19 protein-coding genes are annotated in these 16,717 nt (G+C 61.0%); 2 read left to right on the forward strand and 17 right to left on the reverse strand.

Annotated elements, in window-relative coordinates; genetic code table 11:
• Positions 1 to 116: 116 nt before the first annotated feature.
• The 10 genes from ACUXH0_RS19440 to ACUXH0_RS19485 form a co-directional block, all read right to left on the reverse strand.
• The gene (locus ACUXH0_RS19440) at positions 117 to 782 is read right to left on the reverse strand and encodes a hypothetical protein (protein WP_157774047.1); all 666 of its coding nucleotides are present in this window, start codon (positions 780 to 782) and stop codon (positions 117 to 119) included.
• Positions 783 to 949: 167 nt separating this feature from the next.
• Positions 950 to 1,528, reverse strand: a complete 579-nt coding sequence (locus ACUXH0_RS19445; protein WP_157774046.1) for a hypothetical protein — start codon at positions 1,526 to 1,528, stop codon at positions 950 to 952.
• Positions 1,525 to 2,217, reverse strand: coding sequence for a hypothetical protein (locus ACUXH0_RS19450; protein WP_182594754.1), 693 nt, complete (start codon positions 2,215 to 2,217; stop codon positions 1,525 to 1,527). Before ACUXH0_RS19450 ends, ACUXH0_RS19445 begins: the two co-directional genes overlap by 4 nt.
• A gap of 79 nt (positions 2,218 to 2,296) precedes the next feature.
• Complete coding sequence (locus ACUXH0_RS19455) at positions 2,297 to 2,545, reverse strand: hypothetical protein (RefSeq protein WP_024542477.1); 249 nt, start codon at positions 2,543 to 2,545, stop codon at positions 2,297 to 2,299.
• Positions 2,546 to 2,555: 10 nt separating this feature from the next.
• The gene (locus ACUXH0_RS19460; protein WP_182570837.1) at positions 2,556 to 3,419 is read right to left on the reverse strand and encodes a DNA/RNA non-specific endonuclease; all 864 of its coding nucleotides are present in this window, start codon (positions 3,417 to 3,419) and stop codon (positions 2,556 to 2,558) included.
• 67 nt (positions 3,420 to 3,486) lie between these two features.
• Positions 3,487 to 4,221, reverse strand: a complete 735-nt coding sequence (locus ACUXH0_RS19465) for an ATP-grasp domain-containing protein (RefSeq protein ID WP_024542479.1) — start codon at positions 4,219 to 4,221, stop codon at positions 3,487 to 3,489.
• Positions 4,214 to 5,116, reverse strand: coding sequence for an NAD(P)/FAD-dependent oxidoreductase (locus ACUXH0_RS19470; RefSeq protein WP_082076392.1), 903 nt, complete (start codon positions 5,114 to 5,116; stop codon positions 4,214 to 4,216). Before ACUXH0_RS19470 ends, ACUXH0_RS19465 begins: the two co-directional genes overlap by 8 nt.
• Entirely contained in the window at positions 5,109 to 5,750 is a 642-nt protein-coding gene (locus ACUXH0_RS19475) for a hypothetical protein (RefSeq protein ID WP_024542481.1), read from the reverse strand. Before ACUXH0_RS19475 ends, ACUXH0_RS19470 begins: the two co-directional genes overlap by 8 nt.
• A 3-nt stretch (positions 5,751 to 5,753) precedes the next feature.
• Positions 5,754 to 6,353, reverse strand: coding sequence for a bactofilin family protein (locus ACUXH0_RS19480; protein WP_024542482.1), 600 nt, complete (start codon positions 6,351 to 6,353; stop codon positions 5,754 to 5,756).
• A complete protein-coding gene (locus ACUXH0_RS19485) occupies positions 6,353 to 7,222 on the reverse strand; it encodes a hypothetical protein (RefSeq protein ID WP_157774045.1) in 870 nt (289 codons plus the stop codon). Before ACUXH0_RS19485 ends, ACUXH0_RS19480 begins: the two co-directional genes overlap by 1 nt.
• Before the next feature lie 160 nt (positions 7,223 to 7,382).
• On the opposite strand from ACUXH0_RS19485, the gene ACUXH0_RS19490 reads away from it, so the two are divergent.
• Positions 7,383 to 7,649 carry a plasmid mobilization protein gene (locus ACUXH0_RS19490; protein WP_024542484.1) on the forward strand — a complete coding sequence of 89 codons (267 nt, stop codon included), beginning with the start codon at positions 7,383 to 7,385 and terminating at the stop codon, positions 7,647 to 7,649.
• Between the two features lie 44 nt (positions 7,650 to 7,693).
• A complete protein-coding gene (locus ACUXH0_RS19495) occupies positions 7,694 to 8,749 on the forward strand; it encodes a CAP domain-containing protein (RefSeq protein ID WP_024542485.1) in 1,056 nt (351 codons plus the stop codon).
• A gap of 700 nt (positions 8,750 to 9,449) precedes the next feature.
• Here the strand turns inward: ACUXH0_RS19495 and pilV are convergent.
• From pilV to pilP, 7 genes are all read right to left on the reverse strand, one after another.
• Positions 9,450 to 10,988, reverse strand: coding sequence for a shufflon system plasmid conjugative transfer pilus tip adhesin PilV (pilV, locus tag ACUXH0_RS19500; RefSeq protein WP_024542486.1), 1,539 nt, complete (start codon positions 10,986 to 10,988; stop codon positions 9,450 to 9,452).
• A gap of 10 nt (positions 10,989 to 10,998) precedes the next feature.
• Positions 10,999 to 11,478 (reverse strand): hypothetical protein, encoded by a 480-nt coding sequence (locus tag ACUXH0_RS19505; protein WP_024542487.1) that lies wholly within the window; start codon positions 11,476 to 11,478, stop codon positions 10,999 to 11,001.
• A complete protein-coding gene (locus ACUXH0_RS19510) occupies positions 11,475 to 12,509 on the reverse strand; it encodes an ATPase, T2SS/T4P/T4SS family (RefSeq protein WP_024542488.1) in 1,035 nt (344 codons plus the stop codon). Before ACUXH0_RS19510 ends, ACUXH0_RS19505 begins: the two co-directional genes overlap by 4 nt.
• Before the next feature lie 103 nt (positions 12,510 to 12,612).
• On the reverse strand, positions 12,613 to 13,137 hold the full coding sequence (locus ACUXH0_RS19515) for a hypothetical protein (RefSeq protein ID WP_024542489.1): 525 nt from the start codon (positions 13,135 to 13,137) through the stop codon (positions 12,613 to 12,615).
• A gap of 192 nt (positions 13,138 to 13,329) precedes the next feature.
• A complete protein-coding gene (locus tag ACUXH0_RS19520; RefSeq protein ID WP_024542490.1) occupies positions 13,330 to 14,379 on the reverse strand; it encodes a type II secretion system F family protein in 1,050 nt (349 codons plus the stop codon).
• A complete protein-coding gene (locus ACUXH0_RS19525) occupies positions 14,376 to 16,190 on the reverse strand; it encodes a GspE/PulE family protein (protein WP_024542491.1) in 1,815 nt (604 codons plus the stop codon). The genes ACUXH0_RS19520 and ACUXH0_RS19525 overlap by 4 nt, the downstream gene beginning before the upstream one ends.
• Before the next feature lie 8 nt (positions 16,191 to 16,198).
• A complete protein-coding gene (pilP, locus tag ACUXH0_RS19530) occupies positions 16,199 to 16,666 on the reverse strand; it encodes a type IV pilus biogenesis protein PilP (RefSeq protein ID WP_024542492.1) in 468 nt (155 codons plus the stop codon).
• Positions 16,667 to 16,717: the final 51 nt, after the last annotated feature.

The following is a 16,717-nucleotide window of genomic DNA, read 5'->3' on the forward strand; positions in this document are numbered from 1 at the left end:
GAAAGCCAACAGAATCAACGATCTACCAACACCACCCCCGCGCCAGTGCTGGGTTTGCGTACCGCCAGTTATTGCACTGAAAACGAGGGGACCCCATTGGACAGGCGGGCTTTGACTCAGACAGCTGTACTCGGTGCGCGTGGTGGTACGGGCATCGGCGCGAAGTTGTGGATTGGGCATCCGAATCGATTGGCGAGCTCTCGGGCGTACTTCAGTGCCAGATGTAGTGTGCCGTGATCACCTACACATTCAACCCCGCCCGCGCGGAAGTGCACGTAGACCGAGAAAAGTTCGGGATTCACATCGTCGACTTCGCGGATCCCCACGTTCTCGCCGGCTGGGGTGCGTACGTTACGCACGCCATGCACTTCCAGCGCGTCGAACTCTTCCTGTGTTGTGCCGAAAAGCACGTCATCGAAGCGCTTGTCCAGCGGGGCATCGGTGGCCGGACCGATTCCGGTGTCTGCTTCTTCCCAGCACCACCATCCAGAGCCAACGGCAAACACTTCGATGCGCCTGCCATTGACTTCGATTTGCTGGCCATTGACGAGGAATGGCTCGCCATCGTCGGCGATGACGATGACGGCCGTGCCCGACGCGTCGAATTCCACCTGGCCTGGCATCAGCAGGGCCAGCTGCAAGACAGATGGCCTGGAAAACAGCGGCTGCTGAAATCCATTCCAGAGCCGGCCATTTGTGAATGCCGGAATGCTGGGGCTGCCGTCCAACCAATCGCCTGTAACCCGGCATGCCCGATAGGGGGGCAATGGAACGCTTGCCATGCTCAACTCCTGAAGATCCGGCACAGCGCCGGGGTTCAGGAGTAGTTGTTCAGCGCGGACGAATAAAATGCCCGCCCTTGCAGCCGCGGCAACCGCCCGCGCATTCCAGATAGGTCAAGGGCCGGCAAGGTCGCGGAAATCGGCTGGTGCCAGCAACGGCAAGCGCTTCAACGCCCAAGCAGTTCACGCTGGGCCGCCATCACAAGACCTCTCCAGCCGGCCTGGTCTGGGTCCACACCGTAACGCTCACGCACCAGGCGCTTGGCCTCGGCCTCGACGGATTTGAGCTCTTCTGGAGTTGGCCCCGGTGCTGCGACTCTGGCAGGTGCTGATCGATGTTGGAAGGCTGCCCTGGACCGAGCAAGCCGCTCTCTCTCGGCCTGCTCTCTTCGCAAGCGCTCCTGCTCCCGCAGGCGCTCTTGTTCTTGCTCTTGCTGGCGCGCTCGCTCAATCGCCTGCTGACGCTCAAGCTCGAACTGGGTGATCAGACGCTCGGTGTTTTCGATCAGCAGCTGGCGCTCTTCTGCGCTCAGCAAGCGCCCGGGTCCACCCCCATAGCGCGGCTCGGCCTCACGAGAAAGGCCGACGAAGAGACGATCGAAACAATCCTCGCCGTAGACGCCAAGCGTGCCGTTGTGGCGCACAACGTGGATCCGCTTGTAGACACCCCGGCCGCAGCCTGGCGCTTGGCACACCACTCGATCGTCTTTATCGACTTCGACAACGGCCAACAGTTCTGCGCTCATGATTGATGCCCCAGCTTGTTCTGCGCGGCCTGTGCGTTTTCCTCGCGGGTCTTTCGGCGGCGATCAGCCGGCCCCAGCGCGATATAGCAATTCGACCTCGACCACGGCAGGCTTTGATCCTTGCGGCAGACCGTTTCGCTGAAACCGATCTCGCCGAAGTCCGCCAGAAACTCGTCAAACGCATCCCATCGCGGATCGTATTCGCCATTGACCTTGCCCGCGCCGCGCCGCTGAACATCCCGGCACAAGGCGCGGACCTTGAGCCAGGCGCGATAGATCGAGGTGTGCCCCGATGCCAGTTCGCCATCAACAGCATGGCCGTGGTCCCGCGTTTGCGCACCCTGCTGAACAAGGCGCTCTTCGTGATAACAGCCACAGCTGGTCGTGTCGCCATGACGCAGGCGGGATGGCGTCGTCACAATTTGCCCGCCACAGTCGCAGCGGCAGACGATCTGCGTGTTCTTGGCGGAGCCCCTCTGAATGTCGGTGGCCACCAACCGTCCAAACCGCTTGTGCATCACATCTGCGAACACGCTTTGGCGAGAGGGCTTTTCGTCCTTGCGACGCTCCGCATTCAAACAGCCGCACGACATGACAGTTCCCGCCTTCAGGCCATCCAGGCGTACGTCCTTTTCCGTACCGCAGTCGCAGCGGCACAGAACCCTCGCCTTTCGCCCAATGGACGACACGGCAAGCACGGTATAGCGGCCATAGCGCGTACCGGGTGCCGCTCCAGGTGGGGTCGGGTTAGGCTTGGCTGCCACTATTTCAGTTGAAGGGATTGGCCTCGCTCGTATCAGCCTTGATCGCGATCTTCTTGGGCAGTTGGCCTTTGTCGCGATCGACGGTCAGCGCCGCTTCGATCTGGCGCAGCTGCTCAGCCAGAGCGCGCAGCGTTTTCAGGCCGTCTTCGTCGCGCGTGATGTCCCCCCCGCCGATCGTAATGCGATCAGTGCGGTTGGCAAATTCAAAGTCACCCACCCGCAGCACTTGGCTTTCGTTGGCAAAGTAGTCCATCTGGATCCCCTCAGAAGTTGTTGCTGGAATGGCGCAGCCGCGGCTTCGGCAGGCGCGCCACCATCACACGAGATGCAGCAGAAGCGGCCGGAAAGGGGGCGATACTGGTGCGCCGGGCAAGCTCATCGAGCGAAATCAAATCATACCCGGACTCGTTGGTATTCTCCGTCCACCACACCGCAGCTTCACCCGTGTCGGCCACGTAGACAGCCTTCCAGACGTGCGAGGGAATGGCCACGTGTCCGGTGCGACGCAACTGGCTCCCGAGGAATGCCGGGCCGGTCACCACGTAGACGTCATGTCCATTGAGCGCCAGCTGGCGCGTTGCTCGTTCAATGGATTCCCACAGGTGCTGGTTGTGTTTGGGTGCCTGCGGGATCATGTTCGACAGCAGGAACGTCGCGGACTGGCTGGTTCTGTCCGGTGCGTCCTTGTTGGGACTCATGTGCCCACGATCCCATCCAGATCGTGCGTAATCGTCAAGCTCGGCACGCTCAGCCATCGGCAGACGATCATCGGAGCGGAAGCTGTCTTCGCGGCTCAGATTGATCGAAGCGCGGATACGAGGCTGCGTCAGGTGTTCGGCGCTCCAAAGCGGCGTGCGGGTGATGCCTGAATGAAGCACGGCATACCCGGGGTTGCAAAGCTCGCGCGTTTGGGCGGCCAGCTTTGGATTCGTGACCTGTGGGGCCTGGCCTTGCAAGAAGTTACTCTCGCAGTCTTGTGACAGTGCCGGTGCGCCAAAGATGTCTGTCAGCGAGAGTTGGTGATGGTGTTGGCGCGCCAGCCCTGGCGTAAGCGTGCCACCGAGCGCAACGGCCGCCAGCAGGGCGAGAGCGAAGCGAAGAGAACGGCGGATGTTGTTGAAATTCAAGATTGTGCTCCCCTATGGTTGGTGGCATTTTACCACAATTACCAATAGACGCAACACAATGCAACATTCAGAGGACTTGCTTGGCTATTTCTCCCCAGCGTGCGGCCAGCATCCTGGTGTAGCCCTCCGCCCGGCAGGTTCCCTTGTACAGGCCGATTGCCCAGGCGTCGGTCGCTTCTACAAGCACCGTTTGCCTTGGCCAACGCGCCACATCGAGTGCGTAGCCGCGTGGTGCCCGGCCGGTGGCCTCCCAGCGCTGGATCCACGACTCCACGAGCTTGGCGTCGAGCTCGATGTTCTCCACCGGTCGATCGTCGTACCTGCCGCAGCCAATGATCGCTCCATCGCGCACGTAGACGCGCCACTCAGCTAGCCAGTCAGATTCCGGGATGACGGCTGATTCCCAAACAAGCTCGTCAGGATGGTGGTCACGATCCGATTGCTTGACTTGCGGGAGCCAGGCCTTCGTACGCGCTGGCTTGATCCACGCCCCGATCGTCGCGTCGGCAAATGGCACGCACTGTACGACGCGGCCCAGCACATCGCGTAACGACGCGGGATAATCGATCGGCACCGGCTCGGCCACGCCAGTCAAGCGCATCCACTCGCGGCAGAACTCGACGGTCCCGACGGGACAAAGGTGCCGCTCATCGCGCCTGTAGCCATCTGGCTCGCCGCGCAAAACCGCTATGGCTGCTCCGGCCTCGGCCACAATGTCGTCGCACATCCAGTGCGCTTGGCGTACGGCAGCGCGCTCCACTTTGCACACGCCATCATCGCGCTGCATCATAAACTCAAGCATCGACGGCACCCAGTGACAATGCCTTTTCGGTCCAGCATTGATCGCTGTGCAGGAAGGCTTCTACAGCCTTCGCCACACGTGATCCATCACCCATTGCAGCGAGGATCGATCGCTCCTCGTCAGGAAGGGCGTCACCGATTACCCACAGGCGCGGCAGTGGGTGGCGGCCCTTGAGGGGGGCTCCTGCAGTCAGGCCTGGCGCCTCGATCTTCGGGAGGCGCGGTGCGAATCCCCAGAGCACTGCCACGATGTCAAATTGGTCGTCGTTCCGTGGATCCTGCGCGCGCACGATTCGTCGCCCCTCGATGCGATACGGGCCCACCGCAATCCGTGCGCCAAGATCAAGCGCCTCACGGATGAGTTGCGGTCTTGCGCGGAGATCCCCACGAGAGAACACATCTACACAGGCTGCGCCCTCGCGCCGCATGCGGGCGGCGTTTTCGAACGCGTTGTCACCGCCGCCGCACACCGCCACACGCAGACCACGGACATCGACCGATTCCAACGCCCTGCCCGGCGCGACGATCACTCCCTCGCCGGCGTGCTCCAAACCGCGCGGTGGAGCGCCCGTGGCGAGCACGACGGCAGCATACGGCTGATCATCGGCAAGGATGCAATCCTCGCGCACCTGGATTGATGTCACGCGTCGGCCCAGCAGAAGCGTCAGGCGGGCTTGGCGGGCCTCCTGGCGGAAGCCGGCAACGAGCGAATTAGCGGTCAGGCCAGGAATCGGCACCCAGATTTCGGCGTGCTCATATTGGCGAACCGCGCCACCGACGGCCTGGCCTTGCTCGGCCAGGTCAACCGCCACGTCCATCTTGGCAAGATGGCTTGCGCAAGTCAGCCCAGCCGGTCCTGCACCGACGACCAGCACGCGAGGATTTGCGTCAGGCATGGGCAGCCTCTGGCACGCACTCGCCCGTCATGCGCAAGGCTGCATAGGTCTTCAGAAACCGCTGTTGGCTGGCCAGGAATACGGCGGCCATGGGCAGATGCGCGGTCGGCTGCAAGACGCCAAGCTCGCGGAGCATCGCTTGATCGAACGGGACCACGCTGCGCAGCCCGAACGACGTATGCGGCAGGCCAAGCGCGCAGACTTCGATGTGAAGCGCCTCTACGTCCGCCTGCTTGACGAAAACCCCTGCTTGCGTGCCCGGTTCGCAGCCGAGAGAGCGCAGAACCTTGCGTTCCAGATCATGTTCCTTGCGCTTTGCATGGGTCGTGCCGTAGCCGCCTCCGGTAAGCCATGTTTTCGTGGGGGTGATGACATCGCCGATCAGTGCCTCATGTGCGTCGTGCAAAAGGCCGGCCAAGCATGTCTGGGCCGGCATCCCACGACGGCGCAACAGTTCCGCCGTGAGTACGCAATGGTCAGCGACGCTGTGCCACGAGATCTGGTGATCGTCACGCAGATTGCCGGCAAAACGGCAGATGCGAGAGAGCGTTGCAGCGATGGCGCCAACATCCAGCGCGCCCGGATCGTCCAGATCGATCAGCCGGCCCGCGAAATGCACCGAGCAGCGCTGCATCTCCTAGCCCCTTACCTTGCGCCCCATCCCCTCGATGGTCGCGTCGTCGTAGCAGGCGATACGCCCGTAGTGGTAATTGCCGTAAACCTTGCCGTTACCCAACACCGCCAGTAGGCCCGGCGTGCGGATGATCAGGCGCGTGGCGCCGGTGTTTTCAATGTTGTTTTGGTGCCCCACCTGTCCGTCAACGATAACGCGGCCTTCGGCCTCGATGCCGCCGTCAACGACGCCGGTAGATTCAACGATGACTGAGCCCTTCTCGCAGTAGATACGGCCCTTGACGTGTCCAGCCAAGCGAAGCCCTGAGGTCTTCAGACGAAGATCACCCTCAATGACGTCGCCTTCGGCGATATACGTGCGGATGCCTTCAGCTGCGTCATTGACTTCGACCACGCCGATCGCCATCGGCTTGGCCTGCTTGATCGGTTTGGGTGGTTGCGTAGGGGCGAATTGGCTTGCGTCCTGCCGGTAGCGTTCGATGTTCTGATCGGTGATCAACTGGGCGCGCGGATCTGTGTTTGCGTCGTCTTGCTCATCTTGCAAGTGGGATTGCGGGTTGATCTGGCTATTGTCGCTGTACGAATGTCGGAGCAGGTTGCCCATTATTTTCCTTTGAGAGTAAAGGTCGTGCGGTTGGTGCGCGCCACACCCGACGTCGGATCGGCGGATTCAAGGACGGAGCCATCAGGGAGCTTGCCGCCGGCATGTACCGGCGTGACGTTCTCTCCCTGCGCGACCATCGCGAGCCCAGGCATCGGGATGGAGACGATGCGAAAACCTGGTGTGGCGGGCGCATGCCCGACCGGTTGCGAAGTTGCTGGTGGTACAGGAGCGGAGGGCGCGGGCGCTGCCGGTGTGATTTCCCCCGCGGGCTTTGCGACGTAGAGCACGACGTTTGAAGCATCGGCGTGTGCGGGGCTGCCCGCCACCCTTTCCGGCTTGGCCTTTTCCTGCAGGGGAAGCGCCGGTGCGGTCGCCGCAGCAGGCAACGGAGGCAACGGCATGATGCGACGAAGCTCCTGCATCTGTTGTGCGCCGGGGGCGGCTGCGAGGGGCGCGGAAGCCGCAGGCCGCGTGGTAGGTGAGGCTTTTTGGATTGAGCCCTGCTGAGCTTGCGCGGAGGCGACAACCGCCGATGCGAACACTGGCGCCACGACTTGCGGTGCGCTGGCATCAGACGTTGCAGCAATGACTGCGCTGGCTACCGGAGCAATCGCACTGACCGCGCTTGCTGGAATCGCCATCTGCTTGATCGACGATTGCTTGGCCGACGAGCTATTGATCGTGGGGGCGGTCAACTTTGCGGAATACCACCAAGCGAGTGTTGCTCCGCCGGCTCCCAACATAAGACCCACGACAAGACCCCCTGCTCCACACTGCCAGCGACGGATTCGCTCGTGCTTTTCAAGCAGCATAGCGTCGCGCTCGATGTCGTCGAGAGAGAGTGGCGGCGGAGGCGCGGACACCGCCATGCGGGGCGGCATATGTAACTTGTTCGCGGAGAGGGTAAGGGGGTGGATTTGCATTGTTCGATTGTAGCAAAAAGACCAACACGCGCAACAAATGCTGTAGTACAGTGGTGTTGTAGCAACGCATGTTGCGTTGTGTTGCGCGAGTTGGTATTATTCAGACATGGAACGATATACAGAAAGAATCCTGTTGTTGTTGACGCCTTCGCAGCGCGAACGGGTTGTCGAACAAGCGAAAGCCGCACGGCTTTCACTCGCTGAATATCTGCGTCGCAAAGTCATGGATGAGCAGATCGATACGCCGGCCGCGCACGACAAGCGGCTGAGCGCGGTCGAGGAGCGCATTGACGCGATGGAGAGGGGACTGGCCCAAGTTGTGGCTGGGATGGCGGCGCAGGCCGCAAAGAAAGTACAAGAGCCTTCGGCATAATGCCGCTGGCATGACTGGCAATCCACCAAGAAGAAAGGAGCATCATGAGCACGATTACCTTTAAGCGCACATCTCTCGCGTGCGCACTCCTGCTGTGCACCGCGCTGGCAGCCTGTGGCGGCGGCGATGGCGGCACCACGAGCGGCAGCACTTCCACCGGCGGCACGACCGGTGGCACCACCACGGGCGGCACGGGCGGCAGCACCGGCGGCACATCCACGACCGTAACGGGCACGCTGACGACGCCCCAATACACGGCCTCCAGCGCGCAGCTGGCGGCACTGACCCAGCTGAACCAGTACCGCACGCAATGTGGTTTTCCTGCCTTGCAGGAGAACACGGTACTGGATCAGGCGGCGCAGGCGCACGCCAAGTACATGGGCCTCAACAACGCTGTCTCGGATAGCGAAGTGTCGAGCAACCAGGGTTATACGGGGGCAACGTATGTCGATCGCGCCGTTGCGGCTGGATTCCCGAGTAACGTCCTGGGTGTGGGCGTGAGCGGTGGCTATGCGACAACGAGCGCTTCGTTCACGGCCCAGGTAGCTGGCCAGAATTTCGTGTATTCGCTGCTCGCGGGCGTCTACCACTCGGTTGTTGCGGCATATCCGGTCAACACTGTCGGCATCGGCGAATACGAGACGCAAACGACGTCTGGCAGCTACACCTACACGCAATCCTGGGACAGCATGAGCCTGTTCAACACGCAGGCCCAAGCGATTAGCAACGGCCCGTTGACCTTCCCGTGCCAGGGCGTGACCGGCGTAGCGTACAAGTCGATTTCGGGCGAAATCCCGACGCCACCGAACGTCTCGGCTTCGGGTTGGGGTACGCCGGTGGTTGTCATGGGGAATCCGGGTGCCGATAAGGTATTGCTGACGTCGGCGACGATGGCCGACACCACCGGAACGGTCATCAGCTTGCAGATCCTGAATTCGACGAACGATCCGAACAAGCTCGTTCAACCGGAACAGGCCGTCGCATACCCTGCGTCGCCGCTGCAGCCGAATACGCAGTATTCAGTGAATCTGAGCGGCACGATCAACGGCACGCCTTTCACTCGCAGCTTCACGTTCACAACGGGTAACATCGTCGGCTGACACGCTGCCATCCAAGGAAAAAGGCCCCAAGATTGGGGCCTTTTTTGCGTCTTGCTGGCACTCGCTAGTGGCAAACCTGCCACGACTCGGATGCTGACGCGTTCCCGTTGCCGCCGCCGCCCGCCATAAAAGCTCCGCGGCTGTAACCGGTTCCGGCAAGCGCTTGGTTGATGTCTGTGTCAGTCACAGTGTAGTCGTTCGGCCAAAATTGAAATACGACGGTCTGAAAGCCGTTCCCACCCCACATGACCTGCAATGCCATACCGTCACAGCCCCCATCAGCTGTGCAATTCCCATATGGTGCTAACCGAACATTGTGGTTATAGTCGTAGAGACAGGTCAGCGTCGGCTGAGGGTTGGCGGCGACCGGCGGTGAACATCCTGGCGCACTCCAACTCGATCCGTTCCACGAAGGTGGGCTCGTTTGGGTGTAACCGGCCGGGCAAGCAGGCGGAGCCTGATAATTGCACTGCGGCTGGCTCCATTGCGCCCCCAACCAGACTGCGTTGGAAATCGTAGTCCATCCTGCATCGGTCGAGCACTGGGGGGCTGGAATCGCCCCGTGACTGATCGGCGTGACGCACGTCGAGTCCTGATAGCCAGGCGAACAGAGCGTGGGGTTGGCCAGCGCGGCGCGCGCACCGAACAACAACAGACCCAACAGAAGAATCCGCAAAATCCGCTTCATTTTTCCCTCCCGTTAATAACCGCAATACGTTCCGACTGCGGCCGTTGCACCCCAAAGTGGAGACGACGCGCCATCGACGATGTACACCGTCCAAGGTCCGGATCCCCAAGCGCCATAATTGACAGTCGTGGTTGTATCGACTGAGAAATTGGCCGGCGTGACCACAATCATGGCCGTACCGCCTGCAGGACACGAGGGCGCTGGAATGTACGTCCCGTGGGTCGCTGTGTATTTGCCATAGCGCAGCAGATTGCCGCCAATCGGCTTCCACGTGCCAAAGACGCAATTCAGCCATTGGCCGGATCCGTCAGCATTCACCGCGGCAATACCATTCGGAGAACACGACGTGTTCGGACTGGCTCCCCCATTGACCTGAAGATATTCATTCGCGACGACGCGATGCTGAAACCAGTTTTGAGCGAATTGGCTGTTCAGCTGCCCGGTTCCATTCCACGCCGTAGTGCTCAAATTCAGGTTGTGGCCGTTGGCGGGTTCGACATAGATGTCACCCGTGCTTGCAAGGCCCCACTGATTCAAGGTGGTCTGCCCGTAGCCCGGCGCGTTTGTCGACGAAACTCCGCCGTTGGCCACGGTGTTGCCCGACTGGTCAACAGTCAGCAGCTGCGCGTTCCAGGGACTGTTGACCAGGCGCAAAGTCCCGTTGAGGTTCTCGACGTACATGTTGACGCCATTGGCGCCTTGCATCGTGATGACCCCACCCTCTGCCGCATTATTCCAGGCGGTAACGCGGCCGGCCGCAGCGCTGAGGGTGCCATTGATCGTGGCATTGCCAGCTGCGTTCACGTCACCGTTTGAAACAAGCTTGCCACCGGTCACCGTGCCGCCGGCCGTGACGTTGTTTGCGCCGGCGATGTTGTGTGCTGTTCCGCCGACGTCCTGCATCGAGAGGTCGGTCTGCATTGCGTTCAACTCAGGATGGCCTGGCACCGAGACGCGATACAGGTAGTTGGCGTTGGACTGCTGACTGGTGAAGGCCAGCAGGTTGGCGACGTGGCCAGAGCCGGCGTTGGTGAAACCGGACGCACCCAGGTTCACCTGCCACGCGCCAAACGCGCCGTTGGCGTTGGATGGGCTCATTGCTGAGTTACCACCTTGATTGGCGTATGGCACGAAACCACCCTCTGCCCCAATCTGCGCAGCAATGCCTGCAAGCTGTGCGGTGTTGGTGATCGGATTGCCGCCTGTCGTCATGACGATGGTTTGCAACCTCCCAGCAGTGGGCTGCGAGACTTGCACCTGCCACGTCTGGCCAAACGCAGTGTTTGCCGAAAATCCGCCCGGCAAGTAACCCGCAGTCTGGAGTGTGTTCACGGAGATCGTTGTGGCTGCGCCACCTACGGGCACGCTCGCGGCCAGAGCAGCTGCGTTGTCCTGCACATATTGCGCAGCAGCCTGGTCAATGACGCGGCCCTGGCTGGCGATCGCTGAAGTCTGAATGTTGCGCACACCCATGTCGGCGTACTTTGCGAACCCCGCCATGCTCAGCAAAGAGAGCGTGAGTGCGGCGATGAATCCTATGATTGCGTCCACAATGAATTCCTTACGGGTTGACTTGGGTAAAGCGCACGATGGCAGGCGCCGTGATACTCGCCGGGAAGGCCAGCGTCTGTGCATCCGTCATATTTGTGCCGATGCCCGTGGCAGTTACGCGCCACCAAGCCCGGTCGCTTTGGGTGATGGCATAGACCTGTGCGGAAGTGCCTCCATTGGCCGGCATCCATGCATAGACGTAGCGCCCTCCGCCGGGCGCAGACGTGGTCATGCATGTAGCGCCTGGCGCAATGGCAACCCCGTTGGGCAGTGCGACTGCGATATTGGGAGATACCAGACCTGGACTCGCCGTTGCGGCTTGCGAGCAGGCAGAGCTGAATACGGCGATTTGCTGCGCGCGCACGCGAGCGACAGCCTGCATTTGGCCGGCGGCGCCCGCCCCGGGCACCGCCTGGGCGGTGTCGAATGCTTGTGCAATCAGGCCGGCGAAGAAGATCATGAGGGCCATCGGCACCCACGCGAAGCTCATAGCATTCCTCCTGCTTGCCCGGGAATCAGTAGCACCCGTTTCTGGCGTTCGATTTCCGAGGACAGCTGATGAAATTCGCCGCCGCGCATATGCGCGCGGATGGCCGTAGCGTTACGGCTGCCGGCTACGATGAGAGGAGACACGGTCACGACGCGACGGTTGCGATCTGGTGCGCGCGCATAAGACATCGATTGATGCAGCACTGCCCCCATAGCGTCGCCAAGAAACGCACCATCCAGTCCTTCGTGGACGAGCATGCTTTTGAGACGATGCAGCGCAGACTGGATGTCGTTGGCGTGCAGCGTGGACAACACGAGATGTCCGCTCGTGCCCGCCAGTACGGCCTGAGCCGCAGCTTTAGCGCTGCGGATCTCGCCAATGACGATGATGTTCGGCGCGCCCCTCAACATGCGCTGGATGGCCATCCCAAAATCCTCATCGCGAGGTACTTCAGTTTGGTAGCAGACGCCAGAACCATGCGTGCCATGGAGCAGCGTCTCGACCGGATTTTCAGCAGTCCACGCCACCCCGCCAAACAACTTCAGGCGCGCGGCCAATATGGAGGCGAGCGATGTGCTTTTTCCGCTGCCGGTGGCACCTGTGAACAGAATGAGGCCACCGCCAGTGAATGCGTCAGACAGGAGCGACTTGATCAATTCTGCCGGGTAGCCCAGCCGTTCTACCGGCATCGGTGTCTTCGCGGCTCGGCGGCACACATACACGTCGCCGTCGACTGTGGAGATGCACTGCACGCGCAGTCGTACCCCCTGGATGTCCATCAGAAAATCCACGCTTCCGACGTGCTTGAGCAACTGCTCGCGCAGATACTGCACATCCTCAAGATATGGGCCTTCCAGGGTGTTGCGAACGTTGTCGTCCGGTGCGGTCTTGTACCAAGCGGCACCGTTAGGCTCCAGGTACAGGTCGGAGAATTCAAGGAACGCGAGGCGCGACGCCGCCCCATCCGCCTCGGCAGGATCGATGGCACTGATGACCGCGTCGTCGGTCGGCGTAGGCGGGGTCAGATGCATGTCACGACGGTCTTCTGCGCGCTGTGGTTGTCGGGGTAAAGCGGGAATACGGTAGAAAGGCAACGGCCGGCTGCGCCGGCCGTATTGACGATAGCGAAACGGTTTATTGCATAGTGACCGTAATGGTTTCGCCGTCGTTCATGCACGCAGCGCCGGCGGTTGTGGCATCGGGGGGATTCCCGGTCGTGAAACTCTGACCGGTGCTTGTGGCAACCCGGGTCCAGCCCGTCAGGCTGGTGAGGATCTGCGAGCACTGGCTTGCGGTCAGACCCGTGCCGCCAACCGTCACAGCGAATTGCTGGTTGTTCGACGTAGGAGCGATCGTCACGTCATTACCCCATGCGTCCACGACCCGGCCTGCACGCAGCATGTCGGTCGGAATGACCGCCGAATTACCGGTCGAATCCACAATGCCAGCGGTCGGCGTGCCAGCTGCGACGTTGAAGTTCGCGTAGCCGTTAGCACCCTGGCTGTACTGCGCGCGCGCGTTGGTTTGCAGCAAGCTCAGATCAGTGGTGGTCTGACCGACCTTGTTGCCTGAGAACGCCTTGTAGATGCCCAGACCAACTGCGGCAAGAACCAACAGGCCGAGAACGGTCGCAGCGATACGACCAAGAATTGAATCCATCGAATGACCTCACAGAAGAAAGAATATTGGGGGACAGGAACTACCAAGCACAGTAGCCGTACGACGCGATAACGCTGACAATCAAACGACAGATTGTAAGTTGGGCTGTTGCGCATCCTTAGAAGATTGTAAAGCAAAAAAAAGCCCAATAGGACACCATGTCAACACTCAATTGTTACGAACGCCCCGGCACTACGCTCCAACGCTTTTTGTGATGAGATCCGAAATCGTATTGGCACCGATGGTGATGACACCAAAGGCCATAAACATGGCCATCGAGAACACGCCGCCGATTGCTCCGCCGATGATCATCATCTTGCGTTCCAGGAATTCGGAGTAGTCCCGCGCAACGTTGTCAATCTTTTCCGGAAAATCCGGGAAGTTCATGTAGGCGGCAACTTCATCGATCAGGTCGATCGAGGGGAAGCCCAGCCCGGTTCGGCGCAGTGCGGCCGACAAGTTAAGGCCGTCGCGCAAACCGATCATCACAGGTCGCAAGCGCGACGCGAGCCACGGTGAGGCTGATGTCAGCTGATCTTGCAGTGCGGTGGTGTCTGGCACGCCCGCGCGCAAAAGCGCGGTGAACGACAGCAGCCATGCAAAGCCCTGCACTTCGCGATAGACGTTGTAGGGAAAGACATATTGGTCGCAAAAGGCTCGTCCCCTGCCCGTCCAGCGTGGAAGTGACCAGATGACCGTGGCGCCTAGCACGACCAGGAGGGAAACCGTAATTACCATCCCCCATCCCGTTGCGACGGCTCCCATCAGATACATCCCATAGGCCCATCCCGTCCACTTGCTTACAGGCACTACCTGCGCCAGTGGCGGTACAACGCTTGAGCCGATGACGTACAACGAGGCCAGCAGAGTGATCAGGTACACAATCGGTGCGGTGAAGTAGCTCATCACCTTGCGCTGTATGCGCGTTACACGATCGCGAACGTCGAGCACCAGGCGCATCGAATTGGTCAACTGGCCTGCCTTCTCGCCAGATGCCAGCACACTGCGCTCCATTGGCGAGAGCGTTGGCCCCATCGACTGCACAAAGGTCTTTCCGTCTTTCAGGCAACTGGTGGCTTCACGCATCGCCTGTGCCAGCCCTTTACGCCCGCGTCTCGCCAATCGATCGCGGAAGTCCTCCATTGCCTCGACGAGCGGACGGCCGTTGTCGAGCTGCGACGCCAACTGCTGATATAGCATCTTGCGCGTCGACCAAGACAGCCCGGGCTTAAAGAATTTCAATCTTGTGCTCCTTTCGTGGTGATGATGTCTACGGCGCGCTCGACGTCGCGCGGATCGAATCGGCCGCTGAGAACCCCGACCATTGCGTTACTGAGCATGGACAGGTCGGCCCCTTCTCGCTGGCGTTGTTGCCGACGGGCTTCGTCGGTGCCAAGCTTGATGAAGTCGCGCATCAGTGCTGCGCTGGTTTCCACTACCTCGGCCACAGCGGTTACGCCCTGGATCTTCTCGTCATGGCAATGGTCGCAACCTGCGCCGCGCACCCGCATGGAATCGATCGGCCCCCAGGTCTCCAGCGCGTCGAGCATATCCGCGGGAAGATCCTCAGCGATCTCGGTCAAGGGACGCTTGCAGTGATCGCACAGCACCGGCACCAGGCGCTGCGCCACGAATCCGCGCAGCAGTTTGTGATCGCAGATGATCTCGCGCGACAACTGCCCGCGATCGAGCATTTCCATGCGGTCGATTGTCATGAATGGGTCGTTCACGTGAAGCGTCGTCCAGACAAGGTGGCCGGTCATTGCCTCTTGCAGGGCGGCCACGGCTTCATCAGCGCTGCGCAGTTCGCCTACGAGCACGACGTCCGGGTCCATCCGCAGCGTCATACGCACCATATCGCCGAAAGACAGGTTCGAGGACTTTGTTACGGGCAGCTGCACCGACCAATCCATCGGGTACTCGACAGGGTTCTCGATGGTGATCTGGCGGCTGTCAGGGAACTGCCTGGCTTGATGCTTGAGGAGCTCGTACAGGGTTGTCGTCTTTCCGCTACCCGTCGGCCCCGTAACGACGATGACGCCCGATGGCATACGCGTCATACGCTCCAGGAGTCGGACCTGCAAATCGGAGTACCCCATCTGCTTGAGCGGCAGGGAGCCGAGCGGAGAGCGCGGTGTCCTGAGCGTGAACGGAATCCGTGTCACGTCCGCTTGACCTGTGCTCTTCTTCAGTGGTTGCAAGCGTGCGACGAGGAAGCCGCCGCCCGTCTCCACAGGGTAGGCTGGTCCCCGGATGATCCGCACTGACGCCAAGCCGCTTCCGGGCAGGTCCGAACCGTTGATCTGGGCGTCTTGAAATTCAAACGGGTTGTAGATCGCTTCCTTGACCGAGGAAAGTCCCGTGTACATCGAACGGATGTAGGCCTCGCCCTCGTCGCGGCTCATTTGCAGCGCCGAGCGAAGCGCGCCTTTGACTCGGTATTGCACCTCGGCGATGTCCTCGCGCAGCAGGATATGCAGATCGCTCGCCCCGAGGGCAGCGCCGTGCAAGATGAGGTCGCGCGCAGCATTTAGCGTCGAAAGGTTTGCCGAGTCGCGCTGTACGTTACTTGCGGCGCTCAGGCGAACCTTGTCCTCTCTCAGTTCCTTCAACTCCCTGGGTTGGGTGATGCAGAAGAAACCAAGGTCTGAGGCGTCTTTGCGCCACATGAGGAGCGCTGGGTGCGCGGTGTACCGCTCGTCCACGTAGAGGACGACATGACGCAACGTCTTGGCGATGCGGATCTGATCGGCATCGAGCAACTTGGAAATGAACGTCAGGCGCTCGAAGTCTTCCGTGTCGGCGTTGTGTGGTGGCGCACTTTGAACGTCTCGCTGGTCGATCCACCGCATGGCCAGAGCGATCGCTTCCAAGCCCGCCCGCGTATCTTCCTGCGGCGATGGATCGATTACGACTACATCGCGAAGCACCTCTGGCAAAGCAGGCAATTCAGCGCGCATTGGAGGCTCGATTACCCCAGCAACGGACGCACGGGCGCCGTTCGTGGGGTCTTCGGGCTGAAAGCCGGCTTTCGCCGTCAGCAGACGCATCATGCTTCCCCTCACGGGCGGATCGTTACCGATTTTCCGGACCGCGAAAACACAACTGCCGATGGCATCACATCAGCGACGAGCCAGCCGTCCACGGTAGCGCCGCGGTTAACGATGTGTTGCTCGGCGCCCATACGGACGATTGCCTGGAGCTTGCCGTTGTAGCCCGTGATCGCCAGCACCTGCGGCTGGGACGTGCGTGCGCCCGCCTTGCCTGCGCTGGCTTGGATAGACTGAGCAGGGACACCGATACCTTGCGCAGCCACGCCAAGGGGAGATGGAGCACTGCCAATGCCAAAGCCAGGTGCAGCCGATTGGGGGCCCTGGGAGCCGCCGGAAGGGTGCGCGATTTGCTCCTTCAGCTTCGCGATCTTTGCCTGTGCCTCAAGCAGTGGGATTTCCGCATTCAGCTGCGACAGCTGATCGGCACGCGAACCCGGCTGCGACATCGGCGTGTTGACTTTGTTGACCACCTGCATGGCCGGCGGCGCTGCCGATGTTGCGGACGCCGGTACTGCCATGGGGGCACT

It is taken from the genome of Ralstonia sp. 110700041-2 (assembly GCF_056280165.1).